The sequence below is a fragment of the Paenibacillus pinistramenti genome, from assembly GCF_005869875.1.
Lineage (GTDB): Bacteria > Bacillota > Bacilli > Paenibacillales > Paenibacillaceae > Fontibacillus > Fontibacillus pinistramenti.
Genome location: NZ_VAWG01000010.1, coordinates 47,179 through 68,172 on the forward strand (window position 1 = coordinate 47,179; position 20,994 = coordinate 68,172).

The following is a 20,994-nucleotide window of genomic DNA, read 5'->3' on the forward strand; positions in this document are numbered from 1 at the left end:
TGAGTTCATAGCCTCTTCTTATGGCTGTAGTAGATACAAACATAAGCGTAAAAATACAAAAAACCCAACTCTGCTAACGAAGCGGAGAAGGGCTTTTATCGAGCATAGTCAGCTCCAGCTGACGAAGCGGAGAAGACTACACTCATCCGTATTATTTTTGTATAGTCATGATATTATGTATGTGGATGAAAGTCAAGTTACACGTTACCATTTTGGCTATTTGGGATGTGAACAATGATCTATAATATCTATTTCGATGAAGCAAATAAAATTGACCAGCCGGGAAAGGCGAATTCATATTACGGTGCGTATGGCGGCAGTGAACAGGCAATGGCGGGCATAACGCAGACGATTCAACGCATATATGAAGAACTGGGAACCAAGAGTGAATTGCATTTCAGAGAATACAATCATGATCAGCACTTGAAGAAATACTTCAAGGTTCTTAACTACATTATCAACCAGGATGTTAATATCAATATCTTGATTGTTAATAATGCAGAAGCTCAAAGTGTCGCTGAGCAGCTAAACTTAACTATGATGGAACTGCGAAATCTATTCTATATCAAAATTCCTGAAAGATTGTTCTACGGAGTGACACGTCATTTGCAGGGTCAGGTGAACGTTAACATTAAGATTGACCACAATGATGAATACGATACGTTAGGACTACATTCAAAAATCAAAGAGCAGATGAATGCCCACTCTGTATACCGGAGCAAAAGGTACAAAATTGCATCTGTTGAGTCGGAAGAATCGCATGAGTCTATCCCTCTGCAAATCATTGATACATTTATGGGAATTGTAGTGTTCTTGATGGAACAAAGCTATAAGGGGGATTCAAACGCAACTCAGATTAAGAGTGATTTGGTGTATCGCTTTTTATCACAAGGTAGTAATGTGGATCGGTTTATAAAACAGATCAAGTTGTATTCATGGGACGGCAATGAGAATTTGTCAGAACTGCCTATAGGCAATTACATATCTCAATTTATGGTGTACAAGGCTCGTTACGATGTTTCTGAAATAGCCAAACTTCAGGCGATTATGTTGAAGAACCCAGATTTAACTGCAAAAGAATATCGTAAGCTGATGGAGTACCCTAATACGTTGGCACGTATGCTGCTGGGTTATAAGGATGAAGTTGAGGGCAGGGGTAGGAATTATTCATTGGTGCAGTAGAATAGAGTGTATAGAATGTTCTTTTGGTAAATGACTCTAGCTTTCCCTATGCACCTTTACAACCTTGCGGAGAGGAATTTAAAAAAGCAAACAGCTTATGATAACTGGATCTCTCCGCTGTTTATGTTACTCACTTGAAGTATTATATTTAATTTCGTCTGCAGATCTTGGACGATTACGGGATAGGGACCAACCCTCTTCGATTGTCTTTACTCGAAATTTTGCAACAGCGAGATTCACATTAGGATTACTTTTGCTTAACCTGCTTTCAATATCTTGAAGAGAAAGCTTTCGCATAGGATCCCTCCATTCAATCTGTAGTACCATTATATGCGAACCCGTAAATTTTAACTATTAATAATGGTGGAGTCAGGCTCTTCCGTCATTTTGTGACCAACCCCATTTGTTTTGACAGGGATTTTACCGGGCCTGGGCTGTGGGGCTTGCCGAATCCTATAAAGCTATGTTTCTGGATCAATAAAGCTATTCAATTATAATAAAATGAAAGCAGCTCATGTATGGATTCTCCTGTAGACGCGAATCCATACATGAGCTTTTTATTTTTTAAGCGTCACACTATATATCATGACATCACTGAAAATTCCTACTTCGCATTCTCATCCGGCTGGTGAATCCCGAAAAGGTTGCCTTCGGGGTCGATATAGTACCCCTGCCAGGCCATGCCGGGCAGCGCGTACTTTGGCAGGGCGACATTGCCGCCGTGCTGGAGGATTTTTGCTTCGGTGGAGTCGTAATCTTCTACGCCCATGGTACAAGCGTAGCCGTTCAGGGCCTTGCCGGGTTCCGGAGAAGCGCCCTGGCGCTGCACTAACGCTCCGTTAATCCCGGGCTCGCTGGCATCGCCTGTTACGGCTCCGAAATAAGGCATTCCGGCATAGCCGCTCCAGTCCTCAAAGGTCCAACTGAATACCTCTCCGTAAAACTGCTTGGCACGCTCCATATCCTCTACATGAATCTCGAAATGAACTAATCTGCCCATGTTCTCCTCCTCTTAATAGCTGGCTTGGGATTTTCCGTATGAAGCCGGTAGGAACCTGATAGTAACTTGATAGACAATCTGATAGGAACCTTTGGTGATTATTCTTCTGTGACTCTTCTGTGATTCTTCTGTGACTCTTCTGTGATTTTTATATGATCCTTGTAAGATTCTTGCTGGAGATTGGTTTCTCCTTCTCCATTATGGAGAGGAATATCCGAAAATATTCAAATTAGGAACGAATTTTTCTGCGTAGACCGCAGGCCGGGCTCTATATAATATAGAGGCAGAGGTACTATTTTTGGAGAAGGAAGGGTTCCAGTATGCCAGGAGAAGCTCAAAGCTATAAGGCGACGGAGGAGCATGTCAAAATTATCGGGCGGACCTGCTATTATAATGATGCGCTTTGGCTGGCGTTGTCCGGAGGGGGAGTGGAGTTTGCTCTTTATGGTAAGAAGGCGGAAGTGGTCTTGAGGGGTGATCAGACGGCGGACGGCGGAGATCAGTTTGCCCGGATTGGCATTTATGTGAATGGGGAACGTGTTGTTGATGATTTGATGAATAAGCCTTTGAAGACCTATACCGTGTTTGAAAGCGATACCGAGCAGGAGGTCACGGTCAGAATCATTAAACTGTCTGAAGCGGCGATGTCTACCGTGGGGATTCAGGAGATTAAAGGGAGTGCTAAAGCGGGGATTAGGCCTGCTCCTGAAAAAGTACATAAAATCGAATTTATCGGCGACTCGATTACCTGCGGCTATGGGGTGGATGATGATAACGAACTGCATCCTTTTTCTACGGCTACCGAGGATGTCACGAAGGCTTATGCTTACCTAACCGCCCAAGCGCTTCGCGCGGATTACAGCATGGTGGCGTACAGCGGCTATGGAATCATATCCGGATATACGGTTAACGGGCATAAGCTGACCACGCACCTGCTGCCCGATTATTATGACAAAGCTGCCAAGTCGGAGGGGAGATTTGACGGCACTTTGGATCCGCTGACCCTCGGCTGGGATTTTAACAGGTTTGTGCCTGATCTGATCGTGATCAATCTGGGGACCAATGATGATTCCTACACTCAGGACGACCCTGCTAAGCAGGCGGAATATGCCGGGCAGTATACCCGATTCCTTAAACAGGTCAGAGCCCGTAATCCGCAGGCGAAATTGCTTTGTACGCTCGGAATCATGGGAGACCGGCTGTATCCTTGTGTGGAGCAAGCGGTCAGCAATTATTCAGAGGAGACAGGCGACCGGAATATCGCGGTGATGAAGTTTGACGTTCAGCTCGCTTCGGACGGGTACGCAGCCGACTGGCACCCTTCAGCAGCCACTCATGCCAAAGCGGCGGAGAAGCTGACTGCCTATATTAAAGAGCTTATGAAATGGCAGTGATTTGTAATTATTGCCTCTAATTAGTCGGTTTTAGTTGATTTTACCCGATTTATTCCGCTAAACTAATGGAGATAGTTTTGATATCAAAAGCAGGGGGATAATCGGATATGAGGATGGAGTCATTAACTAGTCTGATTGAGGTGGTTCCGGTCATTAAAGAAGCCATCCCTTCGGACTTGTCCATCGCGGTATGTGACAGAGAAAAATTTATAGCCTACTGGCCCGGGGATACGGTTCGCCTGCCGATTGAAGCAGGCCAGCTTCTGAACGATAATGAACCGTTAGCAGAAGCGATCAGAGAGAACATCGTCCTGAAAGCGGACGTTCCGGCTGAGTTCTACGGATTTGAATTTACGGGGACGGCTTCCCCGCTTCATGACCAGAACGGGAATGTCATCGGCGGGATTGCAGTGCAGGTGCGCAGGCAAAGCGAATTAAGAGATATATCCGACCGCATCTCCAATTCCCTGTCGCAGGCGAGCGACGAGCTGGGGGTAGTGGCAAAAGGGTCCGTGACCCTGGCTGATTTTACGGAGGATCTGCTGAATTTTGCGAAAGAAACGGTGGACCAGGTGAACAAGACGGATCAGATCATCTCGATTGTTAAAGGTGTGGCGGATCAGACCAATCTGCTGGGCATTAATGCTGCAATCGAGGCTGCGCATGCGGGGGATGCGGGGCGTGGATTCGGCGTCGTTGCGAATGAAATCCGGAAGCTGTCGAGCGCAACAGTTGCGTCAACCAAAGAGGTTCAAGAGACTTTAAAGAATTTCAGAAGTGCGACCGTCCGCATTGAAGAAGCCATTGAGCGGATAATGGAAGTAGTAACAGGGCAAGCGGCTTCATCACAGCAAATCTCATCGTTCATAGAAGAGGTACATAGAATGTCTGAGAAGTTAAACCAGTACGCCCAGAAGCTTTAAAAATAGCCTAAACAAGCCTCTGCGCTCACCGCAGGGGCTTATTGTTATTGTATGATGAAAGCCAAGGTACCCAGGGGGTGGCGATCCGGGTGTTGTCCCTGCCCCAAGCTTCTTAGGACTCCAGGGCTTCCCTCGTAATCTGTTCAATATCAATAGGCGATCTGGCGCCTTCGGTCACCATATCGGGCAGAATATGCTTGAGGAAGTAATCTACACAGTGCAGGTCGATGCTTTTAATCTTGATCAGCGCGTTCCGGTACATGAGCACAAATTCTTTCTCCATATTGCCTAACTGAAGCTCGATGAACGCCTCATAAATTTGATCGAGTTTATCGGCTACCTCTAATATTTTTCCCTCGACCGATTCGTCCTTGCCTTCACGGAGCTGTCTGCGGAAGATGGGCTGAAATTCTCCTGGAATATGCTCTTCAATAAAATGAGCCACCATCCGCTCTTCGACCTGCTGCAGCATGGACCGGAGCTCCAGAGAGTGATGTTTGACAGGCGTCTTAATGTCCCCGATAAAAATCTCCCCGTAATCATGGCTGCTCGTAATCTCATACAGCTTCTTCCAGTCCACAGGAACGCCGTGGCTTTCTTCAATGTCTGCTAAGGTTTTGGCATATTGAATCACCTTCCAGGAGTGTTCGGCTACACTATGATCCTGGAATTTGAACTTGCCGGGGCAGCGGATAATCCGCTCCAAATCGGTTAAGGACTGAAAATAGGCGTGAATTCCCATAGTGAAATTTCCTTTCCTCATCTGCGAAATGAACTCTATTCTTTATAGTGTATCCAATCTTTGTTATCAGATAATAAAGTTTGAAGTGCGATTCTCTTTCCCATTTTGTATAAATAATGCCGGAGACGGCCTTTCTGTTAAAAATAAACGGTTAAAAATAAAAGAAGCCGCGCACGATTGCGGGCTTCATAAGGATAAATCTGATTGGGCTGCCGGGCGCATCATGGCTTCCCTGAACAATTAACAAGGCGTTGATCCTCCCGCTGGAGGAAGTCAGTTACTGCAGCTGCAGGCCAAACGAAGGCTCCGTCCGGATAAAATAGTTGTTTCTTACCTCGGCTGTCCAGTTAGCCAATACTTCTCTCCACTGCACCGTATTGAAAAAGTCCTCCGCGGATTGATTCCCCGAATCCCATTCCACAAAAATATTCAGCGGACTAACGCCGCCCGTCCAGAGTCCGGTGCTGGTATCCGTTCCTTTCTCCCGGACCAGCAGAATCGGCAATCCGAATTGAAACGCCATGGAAGGCTCAATTTGGAGGAAAACCGACCCCTGCCAAAAAGGCTCTGTCGTGGGAATCGAGCCGGCATTTGTGCCTGTGATTTCAACTTCAAATCTGCGGAAATTAATAGCCAGCATGCCATAGCTGGAGAATACCAGCCGGCGGATGTTGGGCAATACCGTCTCCGTGTACTGCTCACTTGCAGGAAGAGTACGGGGGAACAGAAGTGCTCCCTCAATTTCAGCAATGAGACGGTCGAAGAAGGATTGCTGCAGGCTGTTTAACGTATTGCTCGTGCTCAGGAAGACAGGGATGCGAAAGGCGCGGTCGATACATTCCTCCATGGCTGCGATGGCGGTGACAGGGGGTTTGGCGTCTGCTTTACTAATGCCTGAGGAAGAGGAAACGCTCACCGGGAGCTGCTTGCTCCGCGAGGCGGGAAATTTCTCCAGCTTGGTGATCGGAGGGTGCTGCTTTAACGGAAACTGCCGGGCTTTGTTCTTTGCATAAAGTGGGCTCATCATGATCTCCTTAATCGGTAATTTTAAACTTACCTCACTTTATGTGCGTCCGCCTATTCCGGGAACTTGTCTCGGATATGCTTGCCGGCTGTTTTGCCTGTCCTCCCGAATGGTGATAAGGTATGAGGGTATGAAGGTATGAAGGTATGAAGGTATGAGGGCAAGTTCATCCTAAAGCAAGTACATAGAAGGAGGCATCCGATATGAATCCGATTCCTGAACTCATTTTGAACGATGGCCTTAAGATTCCGCAGATCGGGCTGGGAACCTACATGCTCAAAGGCCGGGACGGCGCCAGAGCCATGGCGGGGGCGATTGACGCCGGATACCGGCTGCTGGACAGCGCATTTAACTATGAAAATGAAGGGGCGCTCGGGGAGGCAATCCGCATGAGCTCCGTGCCGCGGGAAGAGCTGCTGATCTGCTCGAAGCTGCCGGGACGCCGCCAGGCTTACGACCAGGCGCTGGTCACGATTGAAGAGTCGTTGTTCCGGGCGGGGCTCGACTACTATGATCTCTATTTGATCCATTGGCCGAATCCAAAGACGGACCGTTACGTGGAGGCCTGGCAGGCCATGATTGAAGCCAAGAAGCGCGGATATATCCGCTCCATCGGGGTGTGCAATTTCTTGCCGGAGCACAATGACCGGATCATCCGGGAGACCGGGGTTGTGCCAAGCTTGAACCAGGTCGAGCTGCATCCGTTCTTCAACCAGGCGTATCAGCGGGAGAAGGATGCCGAGCACGGCATCGTGACGGAGTCCTGGAGCCCGCTCGGCCGCGGTCACAGCGTTCTGCAGGATGAGAAGATCGGCCAAATCGCCGCCGCGCACGGCAAGACGAACACGCAGGTCATCCTGCGCTGGCATGTGCAGCTGGGTGCGGTTCCGATTCCGAAGGCCGGCTCGCTGGAGCATCAAATCGAGAACTTGAGCATCTTTGACTTCGAGCTGTCGGAGGAGGAAATGAGCGTCCTCTCCGGCTTCAGCCGCGAGGACGGCCGCTTATGGAACCAGGACCCGGCGGTTTATGAGGAGTTTTGAGACCTTTTTAGGCTTTTTTAGGCCAGCTGCCCTTTGTGCCGCAGGAGAGTTGTTCCCTCCTCTTCACGGTCTCCAATATGCAGCACTCCGTCAAACCGCTCCAAATATGCCGGGTCCCAATCGTGGGTAATGACGATTCTTGTGATGCCTTGCAGGCTGAAGATGTACTGATTGATAAGTTCCGCATATTTAACAATAGGGTGCCTTCGTAGCCCGTATAATAGTTGAGCAGCAGTTTGGCCAAAGTGGATTTGCCGCGGCCGCTTTCCCCGGTGATGGCGTAAATTTTTCCGGGCTCCATTTCAAAGCTCAAATTCTGAAACAAGGTTCGGATCTGCTCGGAGGCGGCGTATTTGAAACCAAAGGTCACCTGGTCAAAAATAACGGATGCGCCCTGCGCAGCAGGCTCCTGTTCAGAAAGGGCAGGAGATGCAGGCGTTTCAGAGGCTGGCTCCGTCTTTAGTTCAGGCTTCATTCCCCCTATTTCCAGAGCAATTTTCTGCTGGATGTCCGTGGTTGAGCGCAGGACGGCGAGTTTTTGGGAGAGGGTATTAATCGGCTGAAAGACAGAGTTAAGCAGCTGGATCGCGGCAATCAGCTCCCCAATTGTAATCTCTCCCCGGATCACCAGGTAACCGCCCACACCAATTCACCCGGTATGAGAAATCAATCCGCTGACAGCGCTCACCTCTCCAACAAAGGACTCCATGGAGCGCGCTCGAAACCTGCTGTCCTGCTGCTGGTCCGTTTCTACTGTAAATCGATTAAGGAAGCGGGAGATGCGGTTATTAATGATTATGGTCTCTGCTCCTTCGACGAGCTCCTTAACTCCAAAGATATATTTTTCGTTGGATTGTGAAAGTTTGACCTGGTATTTGGCGAGCAGAGAACGGTTCAAGACCTCTGCGAAGAATTCCGCGCATAAGCCCCTTCTTCAGCAGCGCTGAGGACCGGGTGACAAAGCGCATCCGGAAGATAATCGCGCAGCCGGTTAAACACAAGTTCAGGAGCAGCAGGGCAATAATGATATAAACGTTGTGCAGCAGCGAATTCAGATTAGAGCTGGAGGCACTGTCAATGACTTTACCCAGAACGATGGCAAAATAAGCCTCGATTGCTGCAGGTTCATAGGAGCTTGATCTCATTTCTTATGTATTTGGCGGAATAAAGGATTATCTATTTTGTAGAAATGGAATAATATTACTTACTATATTGGAAAATAAGACTGCAAAAAGATGAGCAATTTCACACGATTAAGCTCATCATCATAAATCATTAGTAATTGGGCCTGCTTCCGCCATCATTTGTTAATCGAATGGTGGCTTTTTGGTTAAAACGAAACCATAGCCTGTTATTTTCTGTATGATAAAGATACATGCAAAAGTTCGAGGAGGGAGCACGCGTGGGAATCCTGTCCAGGTTTCGGCAAGTGATGAAGGCGAATGTGAACGACCTATTGAATAATTCGGTGAACAAATCGGTGAACAAATCGGATGACCCGGAAAAAGAGATCGACGCTTACATGCGCAGCCTAAGCAGCGATTTAGGCCAGCTGCGGGCAGAGGCCGCCTCGGTGCAGGCGGAGGAGCGGAGAGCGAAGCTTTCGCTGGACGAATGCGAGGCGGAGCTCCGCAAGCTGCAGCGCTACGCCGAGAAGTCGGTGGAGGCCGGCAGGGAGGAGGAGGCGCTGAAGTTCTTGGAGCGCAAGGCGGCGCTTGCGGAGAAACGCGGCGGGCTGCAGACGGCCTTCGAGCAGGCCAAGGTGAGAGCCGAGGGCATGAAGGCGATGCAGAATAAGCTGCTCGCCGACCTGAATCGGCTCGAGACGCGGCGCTCTGAGCTGAAAGGCAAGCTGGCCGAAGCCAGGTTCCAGCAGACGCTGAATGCGTCCGGCGGCGCCGGCGCGGCCTTCGAGGCGCTGGAGGAGAAGGCCGACCTCGCCTTGAACGAAGCGCAGGCGCTGGCCGAGCTGCGGGGCGGGGCCAGGGAGGACGATCTCGATACGCTGATCGCCCGGCTGGAGCAGGCGGAGGCCGCCAAGGCCGGTGCTGAGTCAGGCGCGGCAGGGGCCGAATCAGGCGCGGGGCCGGCAGCAGGCGCGGGCCGGGCGGCCGATCCGGCGGCTCCGTCTTCGTCGGCCTCTGGTGCGGCTTCTCCGGAAGCCGAGCTGGCCGCGCTCAAGGCAAAAATCAACCGCGGAGAATAGCTCTCCCGGTTCCAAAGAGGTGAGAACATGCCGGTTATTGAATACAAATGCCCGAACTGCGGCAGCAGCATGGTCTTTGACAGCAGGACCGGAACGCTGACCTGCCCGAGCTGCGGCAGACAGGACAATATCGAGCAGCTGCAGGACCCTTTGACGAAGAGCATGTTCACCGAAGAGGATCATGCGCAGGAATACCGCTGCACCAGCTGCGGGGCGGTTATTATGACCGACGCGGATACGAGCGCGACGACGTGCAGCTTCTGCGGCTCGGCCGTCGTGCTGGGCGACCGTCTGGCCGGTGAGCTGGCGCCGGCGATGGTCATTCCTTTTTCGATCAGCAAGGAAGAAGCGAAGCAGGCATTCAAGAAATGGTGCAGGAACGGTCTGCTCACGCCGAGCGGCTTCATGACCGCCGACCGGATCAAGGAAATTACCGGCATCTACGTGCCGTTTTGGCTGTATGAGCTGCACAACAACGTTGAGGTTCAGGGGCATGCGACCCGTGTGAGAACCTACACGAGAGGCGATTACCTGTATACGGAGACGCAGCATTTTGAGATCTACCGCCAGCTCCGCCTCAACTACAAGAGGGTGCCGGTTGACGCCTCCACGAAGATGAACGATGAGCTGATGGATAAACTGGAGCCTTTTCCATACGCGGAGCTGAAGGATTTCAAGACGCCTTATCTGGCCGGTTATATTGCCGAAAAATACAGCCGCGACGACAACGAGCTGCTTCCGCGCGCCAAGGAAAAGATCCGCGGTTATATCGAGTCGGCCATCTCCTCCTCGGTTGCCGGCTATACGACCGTCAATTACACAAATAAGCAGATCGACACCACGCGCCGGCAGTCGGACTATGTGCTGCTCCCGGTCTGGATGGTCTACTATGACTACGACAAGCAGGAGCACACCTTTGCCATGAACGGGCAGACAGGCAAGGTGGTCGGCAAACCGCCGATCAGCAAAGCAAAAGTAGCCGCCTGGTTCGGCGGAATTACCTGCGCGTCGCTGCTGGTGCTGAAGCTCGTTTCGCTCGCGATGGGAGGGGGCTTCCTATGAGATCTATGAAATACATGCTCAATATCCCGAAAATGCTGGGCGCTTTGGCCATGCTCCTCCTTCTTCTCGTTCCTCTGCTTGCCCCGGTCCATTCGGAGGCTGCGGATGATTCCGGCAGCAAGAACCGGATCTACGACGAAGCGCAGCTGCTGACCCAGGAGCAGATTGATCAGCTGAATGCAGTGGCGGCCCGTTACAGCGCGAAGAGGGAGACAGACTTTATTGTTTATACGACCGATAATCCGGATCATCTGGATGTGGTTGATCTGACGGAGAATTTTTACGATGACAACGGCCCTGGCTACGATAAATCTCACGGCAACGCCGTTCTGCTGACACTGGACATGAGAAACCGGGATGTGTATCTGGCCGGCTTCTCTAAAGGCGAGGAGTATCTGGACGACAGCAGGCTGGATAAGATCAGGGACAAAATTACGCCGGACCTGTCCAGCGGCGATTATGAGCAGGCATTTGAGACGTATATCAAAACGGCTTCCAGATACATGGGCTTCCGGCCGGGCGTGAACCCGGATAATCTTTTGTTCAACGGCTGGTTTCAGATCGGCGTCTCAGCGGTAATCGGCGTAATTGCCGTCGGTGTGATGGCCTACCGTTCCGGCGGCCAGGTGACCGTTAACCGGATGACCTATGAAGACGCGGCGGCCTCGGGCGTCGTGAGCCACGAAGACCGCTATCTGCACACCACGACGACCCGGCAGAAAATTGTGCGCAGCAACGGCGGCGGCGGAGGCCGGCCGGGCGGTGGAGGCGGCGTGACCGGCGGCGGGCATTCGCACAGCGGGAGCCGCGGATCTTTTTAGGGAGGCACTTTTAGGGAGGCACTTTTTAGGGAGGCACTTTTAGGGAGGCACTTTTTAGAAGGCAGGAATCAGGAATTCAGGGAAGGATGGCGATGAAATGAGCTTTTTCAAGAATCAGTTCTCCAACGTGGTGGAATGGGAAGAGTTCCGGGATGACATGATCTTCTGGAAGTGGAGCAACCGGGAGATCAAGAAAGGCAGCAAGCTGATCATCCGCTCCGGCCAGGACGCGGTGTTTATTAACAACGGGAAGGTTGAAGGTATTTTTGAAAATGAAGGCGTCTATAACATCGACTCCGACATCATTCCGTTCCTGTCCACGCTGAAGGGCTTCAAGTTCGGCTTCAACAGCGGCATGCGGGTGGAAGTGCTGTTCGTTAACACCAAGGAATTTACGGTGAGATGGGGCACGCAGAGCCCGATTCTGATTCCGACGCCGCAGCTGCCGGGCGGCATGCCGATCCGGGCCAACGGCACGTTTAACTTCAAGGTGAACGATTACGTGACGCTGATCGACAAGATTGCGGGCATCAAGGACACCTATCTGGTCGAGGACGTGAAGGTGCGAATCACCGCGCTGCTTAGCCAGCTGCTGATGAAGTGGATCGGCAGGGAAGGCAAGGATATGTTCAACCTGCAGGCCAACGCCGACGCGATTGCCTCCGGCATCCGGGAGGATCTGGATATGCAGATCATGGGCGACGGGCTGACCATTACGGGCTTCCAGGTGATGAGCTTTAATTATCCGCAGGAAATTCAGGACATGATCACGAAAAATGCCTCCTACGGCATGATCGGCGACCTGCAGAAATACCAGCAGGTCAGCATGACCGACGGCATCGCCTCCGGCAAGGTCAAGGGCGGCGGTACGGCCGCGGACATGGCCGGCATGATGATGGGCATGAACATGGCGAATGAAATGATGAAGAACATGAACGCCGGGCAGGGGGGCGGGCAGAACCAGGGCCCTGGACAAGGCGGACCGGGCCAGAATCCGGCTCCAGCTGCGGGCCAAGGCCAGCCGGCCTCTCAGCAGGGAGCTTCCTCGGCAGCAGCCGGAGGCGCCAAGCGGCCGAACTTCTGCCCGAACTGCGGCGCGAAGACCGAAGGAGCCAATTTCTGCCCGAACTGCGGCCAGAAGCTGGTTTAGAGCGGGATTGATAGGGTCATCATCCGGCCCAGAAGCGGCTGCCTAGGCTGTATTCTGGGCCGGAGCCCGGGCCTGGCAGGGGCAGGCCGCCTTAAGCCCGCGAAGTGGCACGAAAAGGGACTTGTAGGATCGCCCGGAACAGATTATGCTGGTATCATAAGCTGCTCCGGGGCCTATTCCGGAGAAAAAGTAAATCGATTTCATCAAAAATAAAATCGATTTCATTTACTGAGCTTTTTCGGCGCAAAGGCAGTTATTTAGAAAAAGGCGATTATTCAGGAGAAGGCAGTTATTCAGAAGGCAATTGCGTTAAGTCAGTGCCTATTTATTTTTTTGGAGGGGAACAGGTTGAGCAAACAGTTAATCGGAGTACCACTCGAGGGTTTTGCAGCATTCAGCAGAAAGGCAGCGGCAGAAGGCGCTGTTTTATTGAAAAATGAAGGGCAGGTCCTTCCGCTGCGCGGCGGCGAAAGCGTATCCATTTTTGGCCGGACGCAGGTGAATTATTACCGCAGCGGCACAGGCTCAGGCGGCAGCGTGAACGTCGAGTATACGACAAATCTGCTGGACGGACTGCGCAGCAAGAAGAATCTGACCGTCGACGAGGAGCTTGCAGCGGTTTATGAGAAATGGATTGAGCAGAATCCGTTTGATAACGGCGGGGGCGGCTGGGCCGCCGAGCCTTGGCATCAGAAGGAGATGCCGCTGAGCGATGAGCTGGTGGCTGAAGCGAGAAAACGCTCCGACAAAGCGGTAATCGTTATCGGACGCACTGCCGGTGAGGATCAGGACAATGCTGGCGAGCCGGGCAGCTATCTGCTGACGGAGGATGAGCTGGCGATGCTGAAGCAGGTGACGGCTCATTTTGAGCAGACCATTGTCGTACTTAATGTGTCCAACATTATCGACATGAGCTGGATGAACGACAGCAGCCATGTGAACCCGATTCCTTGCGTGATCTACTCCTGGCACGGCGGCATGGAAGGCGGCAACGCGATTGCCGATGTACTGGCCGGGGACGTAACGCCAAGCGGCAAGCTGACGGATACGGTTGCCTATTCGCTGGACGACTACCCGTCGACCCGCAACTATGGCAATGAGTTCAAGAACCTTTACCAGGAAGATATTTATGTGGGGTACCGTTATTTTGAAACCTTTGCCCCGGATAGCGTGCAGTATGAATTCGGCTTTGGTTTGTCCTATACAACGTTTGAAGTGAAATCTCAAGAAGCCAAGCTGGTCAGCAGAGAGGGCAAATCCTATATCGAGGCTGCTGTAACGGTGGCCAATACCGGCGATACTTACGCAGGCAAAGAAGTCGTGCAGCTGTACTATGAAGCGCCGCAGGGCAAGCTCGGCAAGCCGGCGAGAGCGCTCGCGGCCTTCGGCAAAACGAAGCTGCTTCAGCCGGGCGAATCGCAGCAGCTTACGATCAGCTTCCCGGTTTCAGCTATGGCTTCCTACGATGACTCCGGAGCAGCCGGACATGCTTACGCTTATGTGCTGGAGGAAGGCACTTACCGGATTTATGCCGGAACCAGTGTGAAGCAGCTGTCCCCGCTTAACGTCGATGGCAAAGAAGGCTATGCGGTGGAATCGCTTCAGGTGGTGGAGCAGCTTCAGCAGGCCTTGGCGCCTACGGAGGATTTTACAAGAATGAAGCCGGGTGCCCGCAGAGCGGACGGCACTTACGAGCTGGAATTTGTTCAGGTTCCGAAGCTGCAGTACTCCCTGGCGGAGCGGATTGAGCATAATCTGCCGCCTTACTTGGAGCAGACCGGCGACAAGGGCCACAAGCTGGAGGATGTGCTGGAAGGCAAGGCCAGCATGGAGACCTTCATCGCCCAGCTCAGCGATCAGGAGCTGGCTACAATCGTCCGCGGCGAAGGCATGAGCAGCCCGCTGGTGACTTCGGGAACCGCATCGGCGTTCGGCGGCGTCAGCGAAGCGCTGCAGGGCTACGGCATTCCGGTAGGCTGTACGGCTGACGGCCCGTCCGGCATCCGTATGGACAGCGGGGAGAAGGCGACCCAGGTATCCATCGGAACGCTGCTCGCCGCAACCTGGGATACAGCGCTGGTGGAGGAGCTGTATGTACTCGAGGGCAAGGAGCTGCTGCGCAACGAGATCGACACGCTGCTGGGACCTGGCCTTAACATCCGCCGCAGCCCGCTGAACGGGCGGAACTTTGAGTATTTTTCCGAGGACCCGCTGATCTCCGGCGTCTTCGCCGCAGCCTGTGTCAAAGGCATTATGAAGGGCGGCTCTAACGCTACGCTGAAGCATTTTGCCTGCAACAACCAGGAGAAATACCGCACCAAAGTGGATGCCGTTGTCTCTGAGCGGGCGGTGCGCGAGATTTATCTGAAGGGCTTTGAAATCGCCGTGAAGGAAGGCGGCGCGAACTCCATCATGACTTCCTACAATCCGGTGAACGGCCACTGGGCGGCTTCCAACTATGACCTGAACACGACGATCCTGCGCGGCGAGTGGGGCTATACCGGCATCGTCATGACCGACTGGTGGGCGCTGATGAACGATACGGCGAACGGCGGCCCGGCGGACCGCAAGAACACGAACTTCATGGTGCGTGCGCAGAACGATCTGTACATGGTTGTGGCGAACCACGGAGCGGAAGCCAACGTCTGGGATGACAACACCATGGAATCCCTGGAAAATGGCACGCTGACCCGCGCGGAGCTCCAGCGCTCGGCGATGAACATCTGCCGGTTCCTGATGCATGCGCCGGTCTTCGCAAGAAGAGATCAGATGAGCGAAGAGAAAGCGCAGACCATTAACGCAAATGCAGAGCTGGCGGCGGAACAGGCTCAAACGGTGGGCGTGGATACGAAGGCCGAAGCCTCGGAATCCGGAGCAGCCGTCGTGAAGGTTGAGCAGGCGGGCGAGTATCAGCTGTATGCCAGCCTGATGTCCGCGGAATCCGACCAGGCCCAAAGCGCCTGCAATCTGCTGCTGAACGGCCAGCTGGTGACCACGATCCAGACGAACGGCACCAATGCGAACTGGATCAACCAGAAGCTGGTGAAGGTGGAGCTTGAAGCCGGGCTGTATGAACTGAAGCTGGAAGTGACCAAACCTGGATTGAAGATTCAGTCGATCCGGTTCAAGCGGGTTTAAGGACAAAGGAGCTTCAAAATCCATTTGACTTTTGCAATTCCATTCTTTATCATAGCTTCCATATCAAGCTGAATGACAAAGGCTGGAATCAAGGACATGAGTTCATGCAGGATACCGGACAGAAAGAGGGGTCACCGGCTGAGAGCCCCTTCGGCAGTCGTATGAATTTACCGCCTTGTAGCTGCGTTTGTGAAATTACGGATAGTTCGGGGTTTGAAGACTCGTGATCTGGCCGTGAGAGTAAGGAGCGCCGGGACTTCCCGTTACAGAAGCTGAGGATTCGCCTGTTTGGCAGGCGGATTGAATTTGGGTGGAACCACGAGCATGCTCGTCCCTTGCGGACAGCGTGCTCTTTTTTATTTTTTTATAGTAAAAAGCTAAGATCAAGGACATGAGTTCATGCAGGACACCGGACAGAAAGAGGGGTCACCGGCTGAGAGCCCCTTCGGCAGTCGTATGGATTTACCGCCTTGCAGCTGCGTTTGTGAAATTACGGATAGGCTCGGGTTTGAGAACTCGTGATCTGGCTGTGAGAGTAAGAAGCGCCGGGAATTCCCGTTATAGAAGGCAGAGGATTTGCCTGTTTGGCAGGCGGATTGAATTTGGGTGGAACCACGAGCATGCTCGTCCCTTGCGGACAGCGTGCTCTTTTTTTTGTTCACAAATCAAACTGAAGGAGTGTTGTGCGATGAGTAAAATTATTCAGGATTCAAGCCGGAATGCCGCGGCCCTGCTGCTGGCAAGAGCAGTTCAACAGCTGTTTGAAGGAGCCAAGTTAGGAATTCCTGCTTTGACGGAGCAGGGGTTTTATTACGATTTCGACGTGCCGGGAGGCTTGTCGGAGGACGACCTCGAGGCGATCGCGAAGGAAATGGAGCGTTTGGCGGCTGAGGGAGAGGCAGCGAATAAGGCCGCGAATAAGGGGGCGAATAAGGAAGCAGAAGCCCCTTATGAGCTCAAAAGCCTCTCGCTGGCGGAAGCCCTCCGCCTCTTTGACGAGAGAGGGGAGAAGTGGAAGGTGGAATGGCTGCAATCGCAGCCGGCCTCCGAACCGGTTCAGGTCTGGGAGCAGGCCGGGTTTATCGACGTCTGCCACTTCGGCCCGCTGCCGGAAGACTTGCCGGAGGACCTGGTCTTCAAACGGCCGGCTTTTAAGCTGCTGAATGTATCGGGGGCATATTGGGAGGGGGACAGCAGCAAGCCGATGCTCCAGCGGATCTATGGGGCTGCGTTTGCTAGCAGCAAGGAGCTGAGGCAGTTTCTGGCCGCGCAGGAGGAAGCCCAGAAGCGTGACCACCGGAAGCTCGGCAAACAGCTGGAGCTGTTCATGTTCGCAGACGAAGCGCCGGGGATGCCTTTTTACCTTCCGAAAGGGACAGTCATGCGCAATGAGCTGGAGAGCTTGTCCCGGGAATTTTTGCAAAAATACGGCTATGAGGAGGTCCGCACGCCCTTCATTATGAACCGGCAGATGTGGGAGCAGTCCGGGCACTGGGAGCATTACCGGGACAATATGTATTTCTCGGAGATCGATCAGCATCAGTATGCGGTTAAGCCGATGAACTGCCCGGGCCACATGCTGCTTTATAAAAATAAACGCCGCTCCTACAAGGAGCTCCCCGTCCGGTTCGCGGAGTTCGGGCAGGTTCACCGCTATGAATACAGCGGCGCGCTGAACGGCCTGTTCCGGGTAAGAACCTTCTGCCAGGACGATGCCCATCTGTTTGTCACACCGGACCAGGTGGAGCGGGAGATCCGGCATACGCTGCAGATGGTGCAGGAGCTGTACGGCATTTTTGGATTTGAATACAGCCTGGAGCTGTCTACACGGCCTGACGACTCAATGGGCAGCGATGAGCAGTGGGCGCTTGCGGAACGGGCGCTGGCGAATGTGCTTGAAGCATCCGGCCTGCCCTACAGCCTGAACCCGGGGGACGGGGCTTTCTACGGGCCGAAGATTGATTTTCACATTAAGGATGCCTTGAACCGAAGCCATCAGTGCGGAACGATTCAGCTGGATTTTCAGATGCCGGAGAAGTTCGGCCTGTCTTACTACGATGAGCGGAACGAGAAGCAGACGCCGATCGTCATTCACCGTGCAGTGTACGGCTCAATTGACCGCTTCCTGGGCATCCTGATCGAGCATTACGGCGGGGCTTTCCCGGCATGGCTGGCGCCTGTCCAGGCTGTGATTGTGCCGGTATCGGAGGAGGCGCACGCCGGCTACGCTGAGGATGTCCGCCGGAAGCTGCAGGAAGCGGGGATCCGCGCTGAGGTGGACGCCCGCAGCGAGAAGCTGGGATACCGTATCCGGGAGGCCCAGATGCAGAAGGTGCCGTACACCATTGTAATCGGGGACGCCGAGCAGCAGTCCGGCAGTATCCAGGTGCGGGCATTTGGCGCGCAGCAGCAGGAAGCGTATGAGCCGGAGGCGTTCATTCTTGCTCTCAAGGAGAAGATCCGGGCGCGCCACTAGCGGAACGGCGGAGTCGGAGTGCGGGTGCAGGCAAGGCCGGCGGGGGTAAGGCAGCCGCAGTAAGGGAGTCGTGGTCATGCGGCAAGCTAAGGCAGTCTGGTAATGCGGGCATGGTGATGCTGGCATGGTAATGCCGCTTGGTAGTACCGCCTGGTAATGCCGCATTGCCGGCTTGCCTGCTCCTATCCTATCTTCCCCCTCAGCCTCCGCTGAAGAACCGGATCGCAAACTCCCGGAAATGCAGCGCCGCCTGGGATAAATAATGCTTCCGGTTCCAGGCGATACCGAAGGTGCGCTGACACCGGGGCTCGGTGATTTGCAGCTGGACGATGCCGGGATTCAGGGCCCTGTTGCCGAGAGAGAGCGGGAGCGTAAAGGTGATGCCCAGCCCCATCTCCACGAGCGTTTGGATGGCGCTGACCTCCTCCAGCTCGAAGGCGACATGAGGCTCAAAGCCGGCTTCCCTGCAGAAGCCGTCCGTGATTTCCCTGAAGTTGGAGCGGGCGGGCAGGGAGATAAAAGGCTCGTCCGCCGCTTCCCGCAGGGCAATGGATTGCCGGGAGGCAAAGCGGTGGTCCTTCGGTACGGTCAGGCACAGGTCCTCCTCCGCCAGCGTCATCCATTCCAGATCCGGCCCGGTCACCGGCGTCGAGGAGATGCAGAAGTCGATCTCGGCATTCTCCAGCTCGCTGCGGATTTCCGCTGCCGAGCCGAGCTGACGCTGGATGATCCGTACATTCGGGTGCAGCGTCAGAAACTGCTTGAGCAGCGTCGGCAGCACGTAAGGCAGCGTCACGGCGATGCTGACAACGCCATGCTCGAGCCCGGCCATATCGCTGAGCTCCCGCTCTCCTTCTTCCAGCTCCAGAAAGGCCTGCTCTACCCGGCGGAGATACGTTCTGCCAAAGGCGTTCAGCTTGATCTGCCGGCCCTGGCGCTCAAAGAGCGGCATGCCGAGGCGCTGCTCCAGACGCTGAATGGAGTTGCTGAGAGAAGGCTGGGACACATTCAGCACCTTGGCGGCCTGCGTGATATGCTCGAGGCGGGCAACGGTCTGAAAATATTTTAACTGCAGAAATTCCATCTGGAAACTCTCCATTCATAACTTTAATGTGATGATTTGATTATAAAAGAAGTATTATTTTTTATTAATATTCAAATTTATAATGATACCACATATACAGAATACCTGGATCAGGATTGGAGAGAGAATGCAATTGAATAAAGAAAGGATTTGGACGAAAAGTTTTCTTGTCGTTTGCTTGAGCAGCTTTTTTATGTTTCTGACTTTTTATATTTTGGCGACCGCGTTTCCTTTATATGTGAAAGACAACCTGCACGGCAACGAGCAGCAGATGGGACTCGCGATTACAATTTATGTGATCGGCGGGGTTCTGCTGAGATTTTTCTCGGGGCAGTGGGTGGACCGGTTCGGGAAAAAGAAGATGGCCGTCATCGGCATGACCGTCTTCCTGGCGGCCTGTATCTGCTACTTCGGAGCTAAAGGCATCCTCCTGTTTCTGGTGGTGCGCTTTGTGCACGGCATGAGCTACGCGGTTGCCTCGACCGCGACGAGCACGGCGGCATCCGCCATGATTCCGGACTCGCGCCAGGGCGAGGGCATGGGCTATTTCAGCATGTTCATGAGCATTGCGATGGTTATCGGGCCTGCGATGGGGCTCTATCTGTGGAAGGATAAAAATATCAACGTCCTGCTGCTGGCCGTTTCGGCCATTGCGGCGCTGTCGCTGCTGTTCACGCTGCTGATCAAACTGCCGCGCCAGCGGGGGAGCGCCCCTCTGGCCGAGGCCGAGGAGCATGCAGTCCTCCCGGCCGGCAGCACAGCCGGGGATGCGGCAAGCGCCGGTCCGGCCGCGCTGGCAGCTGCGCCGTCCGCCTTGACCGCGCCTGCGGCAGGCCGCAGAAAGCGCCTCAGCTTCAGCGATTTCATTGAGCCCAAAGCGGTGCCGATTTCGCTGGTCGGCTTCATTTTGGCTTTTTCGTACAGCTCCTTGTCGGGCTTTATGTCGTCTTTCACCTCGGAAATTCATCAGACCCAGGTAACCAGCTATTTCTTTGTGGTGTTTGCGGTCATGATCGTGGCGTTCCGTCCGGTCATCGGTAAAATTTTTGATCAGTATAAAGAGCATTATTTGTATTACCCGGGCATTCTGCTGTTCGCGGTTGGCATGGTGATGCTGAGCCAGGCACATTCGTCTGCGATGGTGCTGATTGACGGGGTGATCATGGGTATCGGTTATGGCGCGCTGCTGCCGTGCTTCCAGGCGCTTGCCATCAAGCTGTCTCCCGCGCACCGGAGGGGGAGTGCGAACGGAACCTTTTTCCTGCTGTTTGATTTGGGGTACGGCCTTGGCTCCTACTTTATGGGTATGATCGCTTCTTACAGCGACTACCGCATGATGTACCTGGTAGCCGGGGTGATCCCGATTTTGTCTGTGGCGGTTTATTACATCCTCCACCACCGCCATGAAGCCAAAAGAGCGGTTGGCAAGCAGGAAGCCAGAGCAGCCTGATAAGGCGGGATCGGGCTAGCAGACTGGAAAAATTTAATTTTTAATAGATTGACAATCTATTTTTTGCTGGTATATATTGAATCTTATAAAACTCTGTAAAATCATGTAAACTTGTTAGCAGGACTGTCCAGCCCCGAACAAGGCACAGAACAGTAAGCTCAAGCATTGGCGATTATATAATTCTATATTTGGCACACTAACCGAAAGGTTAGCTCGCAAAGCCTCGGAATCTACAAGTCTATCGACTCATGATCGTCCGGCTGCAATTAACATCGTTAATGCGGCTGGGCTTTTTTGCG

General features: G+C 53.2%; 16 protein-coding genes, 1 pseudogene and 1 riboswitch. Of the genes and pseudogenes, 11 read left to right on the forward strand and 6 right to left on the reverse strand.

Annotation, left to right across the window (positions count from 1 at the left end):
* The first annotated feature begins 234 nt into the window (after positions 1–234).
* Complete coding sequence (locus FCN15_RS12745) at positions 235–1,182, forward strand: DUF3800 domain-containing protein (protein ID WP_138495374.1); 948 nt, start codon at positions 235–237, stop codon at positions 1,180–1,182.
* Between the two features lie 604 nt (positions 1,183–1,786).
* Here FCN15_RS12745 and FCN15_RS12750 read toward each other — a convergent pair.
* Positions 1,787–2,182, reverse strand: a complete 396-nt coding sequence (locus FCN15_RS12750) for a VOC family protein (protein ID WP_138495375.1) — start codon at positions 2,180–2,182, stop codon at positions 1,787–1,789.
* Positions 2,183–2,502: 320 nt separating this feature from the next.
* Here FCN15_RS12750 and FCN15_RS12755 point away from each other — a divergent pair, with 320 nt between their 5' ends.
* On the forward strand, positions 2,503–3,576 hold the full coding sequence (locus FCN15_RS12755) for an SGNH/GDSL hydrolase family protein (protein WP_138495376.1): 1,074 nt from the start codon (positions 2,503–2,505) through the stop codon (positions 3,574–3,576).
* 113 nt (positions 3,577–3,689) lie between these two features.
* Positions 3,690–4,499 (forward strand): methyl-accepting chemotaxis protein, encoded by an 810-nt coding sequence (locus tag FCN15_RS12760; RefSeq protein ID WP_162515356.1) that lies wholly within the window; start codon positions 3,690–3,692, stop codon positions 4,497–4,499.
* Positions 4,500–4,611: 112 nt separating this feature from the next.
* On the opposite strand, the gene FCN15_RS12765 is transcribed toward FCN15_RS12760, so the two are convergent.
* Entirely contained in the window at positions 4,612–5,241 is a 630-nt protein-coding gene (locus tag FCN15_RS12765) for a YfbR-like 5'-deoxynucleotidase (protein ID WP_138495378.1), read from the reverse strand.
* A 277-nt stretch (positions 5,242–5,518) separates the two neighbouring features.
* Positions 5,519–6,265: a hypothetical protein gene (locus FCN15_RS12770; protein ID WP_238996665.1), complete on the reverse strand. Its 747-nt coding sequence runs from the start codon at positions 6,263–6,265 to the stop codon at positions 5,519–5,521.
* A 203-nt stretch (positions 6,266–6,468) separates the two neighbouring features.
* Between FCN15_RS12770 and FCN15_RS12775 the strand changes: the two genes are divergently transcribed.
* Positions 6,469–7,308 carry an aldo/keto reductase gene (locus FCN15_RS12775; protein WP_138495379.1) on the forward strand — a complete coding sequence of 280 codons (840 nt, stop codon included), beginning with the start codon at positions 6,469–6,471 and terminating at the stop codon, positions 7,306–7,308.
* A gap of 7 nt (positions 7,309–7,315) precedes the next feature.
* Here the strand turns inward: FCN15_RS12775 and FCN15_RS12780 are convergent, their stop codons facing one another.
* Both FCN15_RS12780 and FCN15_RS19195 read right to left on the reverse strand, forming a co-directional pair.
* Positions 7,316–7,951: an ATP-binding cassette domain-containing protein gene (locus FCN15_RS12780; protein ID WP_138495380.1), complete on the reverse strand. Its 636-nt coding sequence runs from the start codon at positions 7,949–7,951 to the stop codon at positions 7,316–7,318.
* Positions 7,952–7,957: 6 nt separating this feature from the next.
* Positions 7,958–8,206, reverse strand: coding sequence for a hypothetical protein (locus FCN15_RS19195; protein WP_162515357.1), 249 nt, complete (start codon positions 8,204–8,206; stop codon positions 7,958–7,960).
* 504 nt (positions 8,207–8,710) lie between these two features.
* Between FCN15_RS19195 and FCN15_RS12790 the strand changes: the two genes are divergently transcribed.
* The 6 genes and pseudogenes from FCN15_RS12790 to thrS form a co-directional block, all read left to right on the forward strand.
* Entirely contained in the window at positions 8,711–9,514 is an 804-nt protein-coding gene (locus FCN15_RS12790; protein ID WP_203232139.1) for a PspA/IM30 family protein, read from the forward strand.
* A 27-nt stretch (positions 9,515–9,541) separates the two neighbouring features.
* Complete coding sequence (locus FCN15_RS12795; protein WP_138495383.1) at positions 9,542–10,576, forward strand: TFIIB-type zinc ribbon-containing protein; 1,035 nt, start codon at positions 9,542–9,544, stop codon at positions 10,574–10,576.
* Entirely contained in the window at positions 10,573–11,397 is an 825-nt protein-coding gene (locus FCN15_RS12800) for a TPM domain-containing protein (protein ID WP_238996666.1), read from the forward strand. Before FCN15_RS12795 ends, FCN15_RS12800 begins: the two co-directional genes overlap by 4 nt.
* 97 nt (positions 11,398–11,494) lie before the next feature.
* On the forward strand, positions 11,495–12,547 hold the full coding sequence (locus FCN15_RS12805) for an SPFH domain-containing protein (RefSeq protein WP_138495384.1): 1,053 nt from the start codon (positions 11,495–11,497) through the stop codon (positions 12,545–12,547).
* Positions 12,548–12,895: 348 nt separating this feature from the next.
* Positions 12,896–15,685 carry a glycoside hydrolase family 3 C-terminal domain-containing protein gene (locus FCN15_RS12810; protein WP_138495385.1) on the forward strand — a complete coding sequence of 930 codons (2,790 nt, stop codon included), beginning with the start codon at positions 12,896–12,898 and terminating at the stop codon, positions 15,683–15,685.
* A 730-nt stretch (positions 15,686–16,415) separates the two neighbouring features.
* Positions 16,416–18,161 (forward strand): annotated as a pseudogene (thrS, locus tag FCN15_RS12815) (threonine--tRNA ligase); the annotation flags it as partial.
* 199 nt (positions 18,162–18,360) lie between these two features.
* On the opposite strand, the gene FCN15_RS12820 reads toward thrS, so the two are convergent.
* Positions 18,361–19,245, reverse strand: coding sequence for a LysR family transcriptional regulator (locus FCN15_RS12820; protein ID WP_138495387.1), 885 nt, complete (start codon positions 19,243–19,245; stop codon positions 18,361–18,363).
* Positions 19,246–19,372: 127 nt separating this feature from the next.
* Between FCN15_RS12820 and FCN15_RS12825 the strand changes: the two genes are divergently transcribed.
* On the forward strand, positions 19,373–20,695 hold the full coding sequence (locus FCN15_RS12825) for an MFS transporter (RefSeq protein ID WP_338044376.1): 1,323 nt from the start codon (positions 19,373–19,375) through the stop codon (positions 20,693–20,695).
* A gap of 180 nt (positions 20,696–20,875) precedes the next feature.
* Positions 20,876–20,963: riboswitch (cyclic di-GMP riboswitch) on the forward strand.
* The last annotated feature ends 31 nt before the right edge of the window (positions 20,964–20,994 follow it).

Bases quoted from the DNA above. Each gene is read 5' to 3' on its own strand.
- FCN15_RS12745 (WP_138495374.1), top strand. From the start codon at position 235: ATGATCTATAATATCTATTTCGATGAAGCAAATAAAATTGACCAGCCG.
- FCN15_RS12750 (WP_138495375.1), bottom strand. From the start codon at position 2,182: ATGGGCAGATTAGTTCATTTCGAGATTCATGTAGAGGATATGGAGCGT.
- FCN15_RS12755 (WP_138495376.1), top strand. From the start codon at position 2,503: ATGCCAGGAGAAGCTCAAAGCTATAAGGCGACGGAGGAGCATGTCAAA.
- FCN15_RS12760 (WP_162515356.1), top strand. From the start codon at position 3,690: ATGGAGTCATTAACTAGTCTGATTGAGGTGGTTCCGGTCATTAAAGAA.
- FCN15_RS12765 (WP_138495378.1), bottom strand. From the start codon at position 5,241: ATGGGAATTCACGCCTATTTTCAGTCCTTAACCGATTTGGAGCGGATT.
- FCN15_RS12770 (WP_238996665.1), bottom strand. From the start codon at position 6,265: ATGAGCCCACTTTATGCAAAGAACAAAGCCCGGCAGTTTCCGTTAAAG.
- FCN15_RS12775 (WP_138495379.1), top strand. From the start codon at position 6,469: ATGAATCCGATTCCTGAACTCATTTTGAACGATGGCCTTAAGATTCCG.
- FCN15_RS12795 (WP_138495383.1), top strand. From the start codon at position 9,542: ATGCCGGTTATTGAATACAAATGCCCGAACTGCGGCAGCAGCATGGTC.
- FCN15_RS12800 (WP_238996666.1), top strand. From the start codon at position 10,573: ATGAGATCTATGAAATACATGCTCAATATCCCGAAAATGCTGGGCGCT.
- FCN15_RS12805 (WP_138495384.1), top strand. From the start codon at position 11,495: ATGAGCTTTTTCAAGAATCAGTTCTCCAACGTGGTGGAATGGGAAGAG.
- FCN15_RS12820 (WP_138495387.1), bottom strand. From the start codon at position 19,245: ATGGAATTTCTGCAGTTAAAATATTTTCAGACCGTTGCCCGCCTCGAG.
- FCN15_RS12825 (WP_338044376.1), top strand. From the start codon at position 19,373: ATGCAATTGAATAAAGAAAGGATTTGGACGAAAAGTTTTCTTGTCGTT.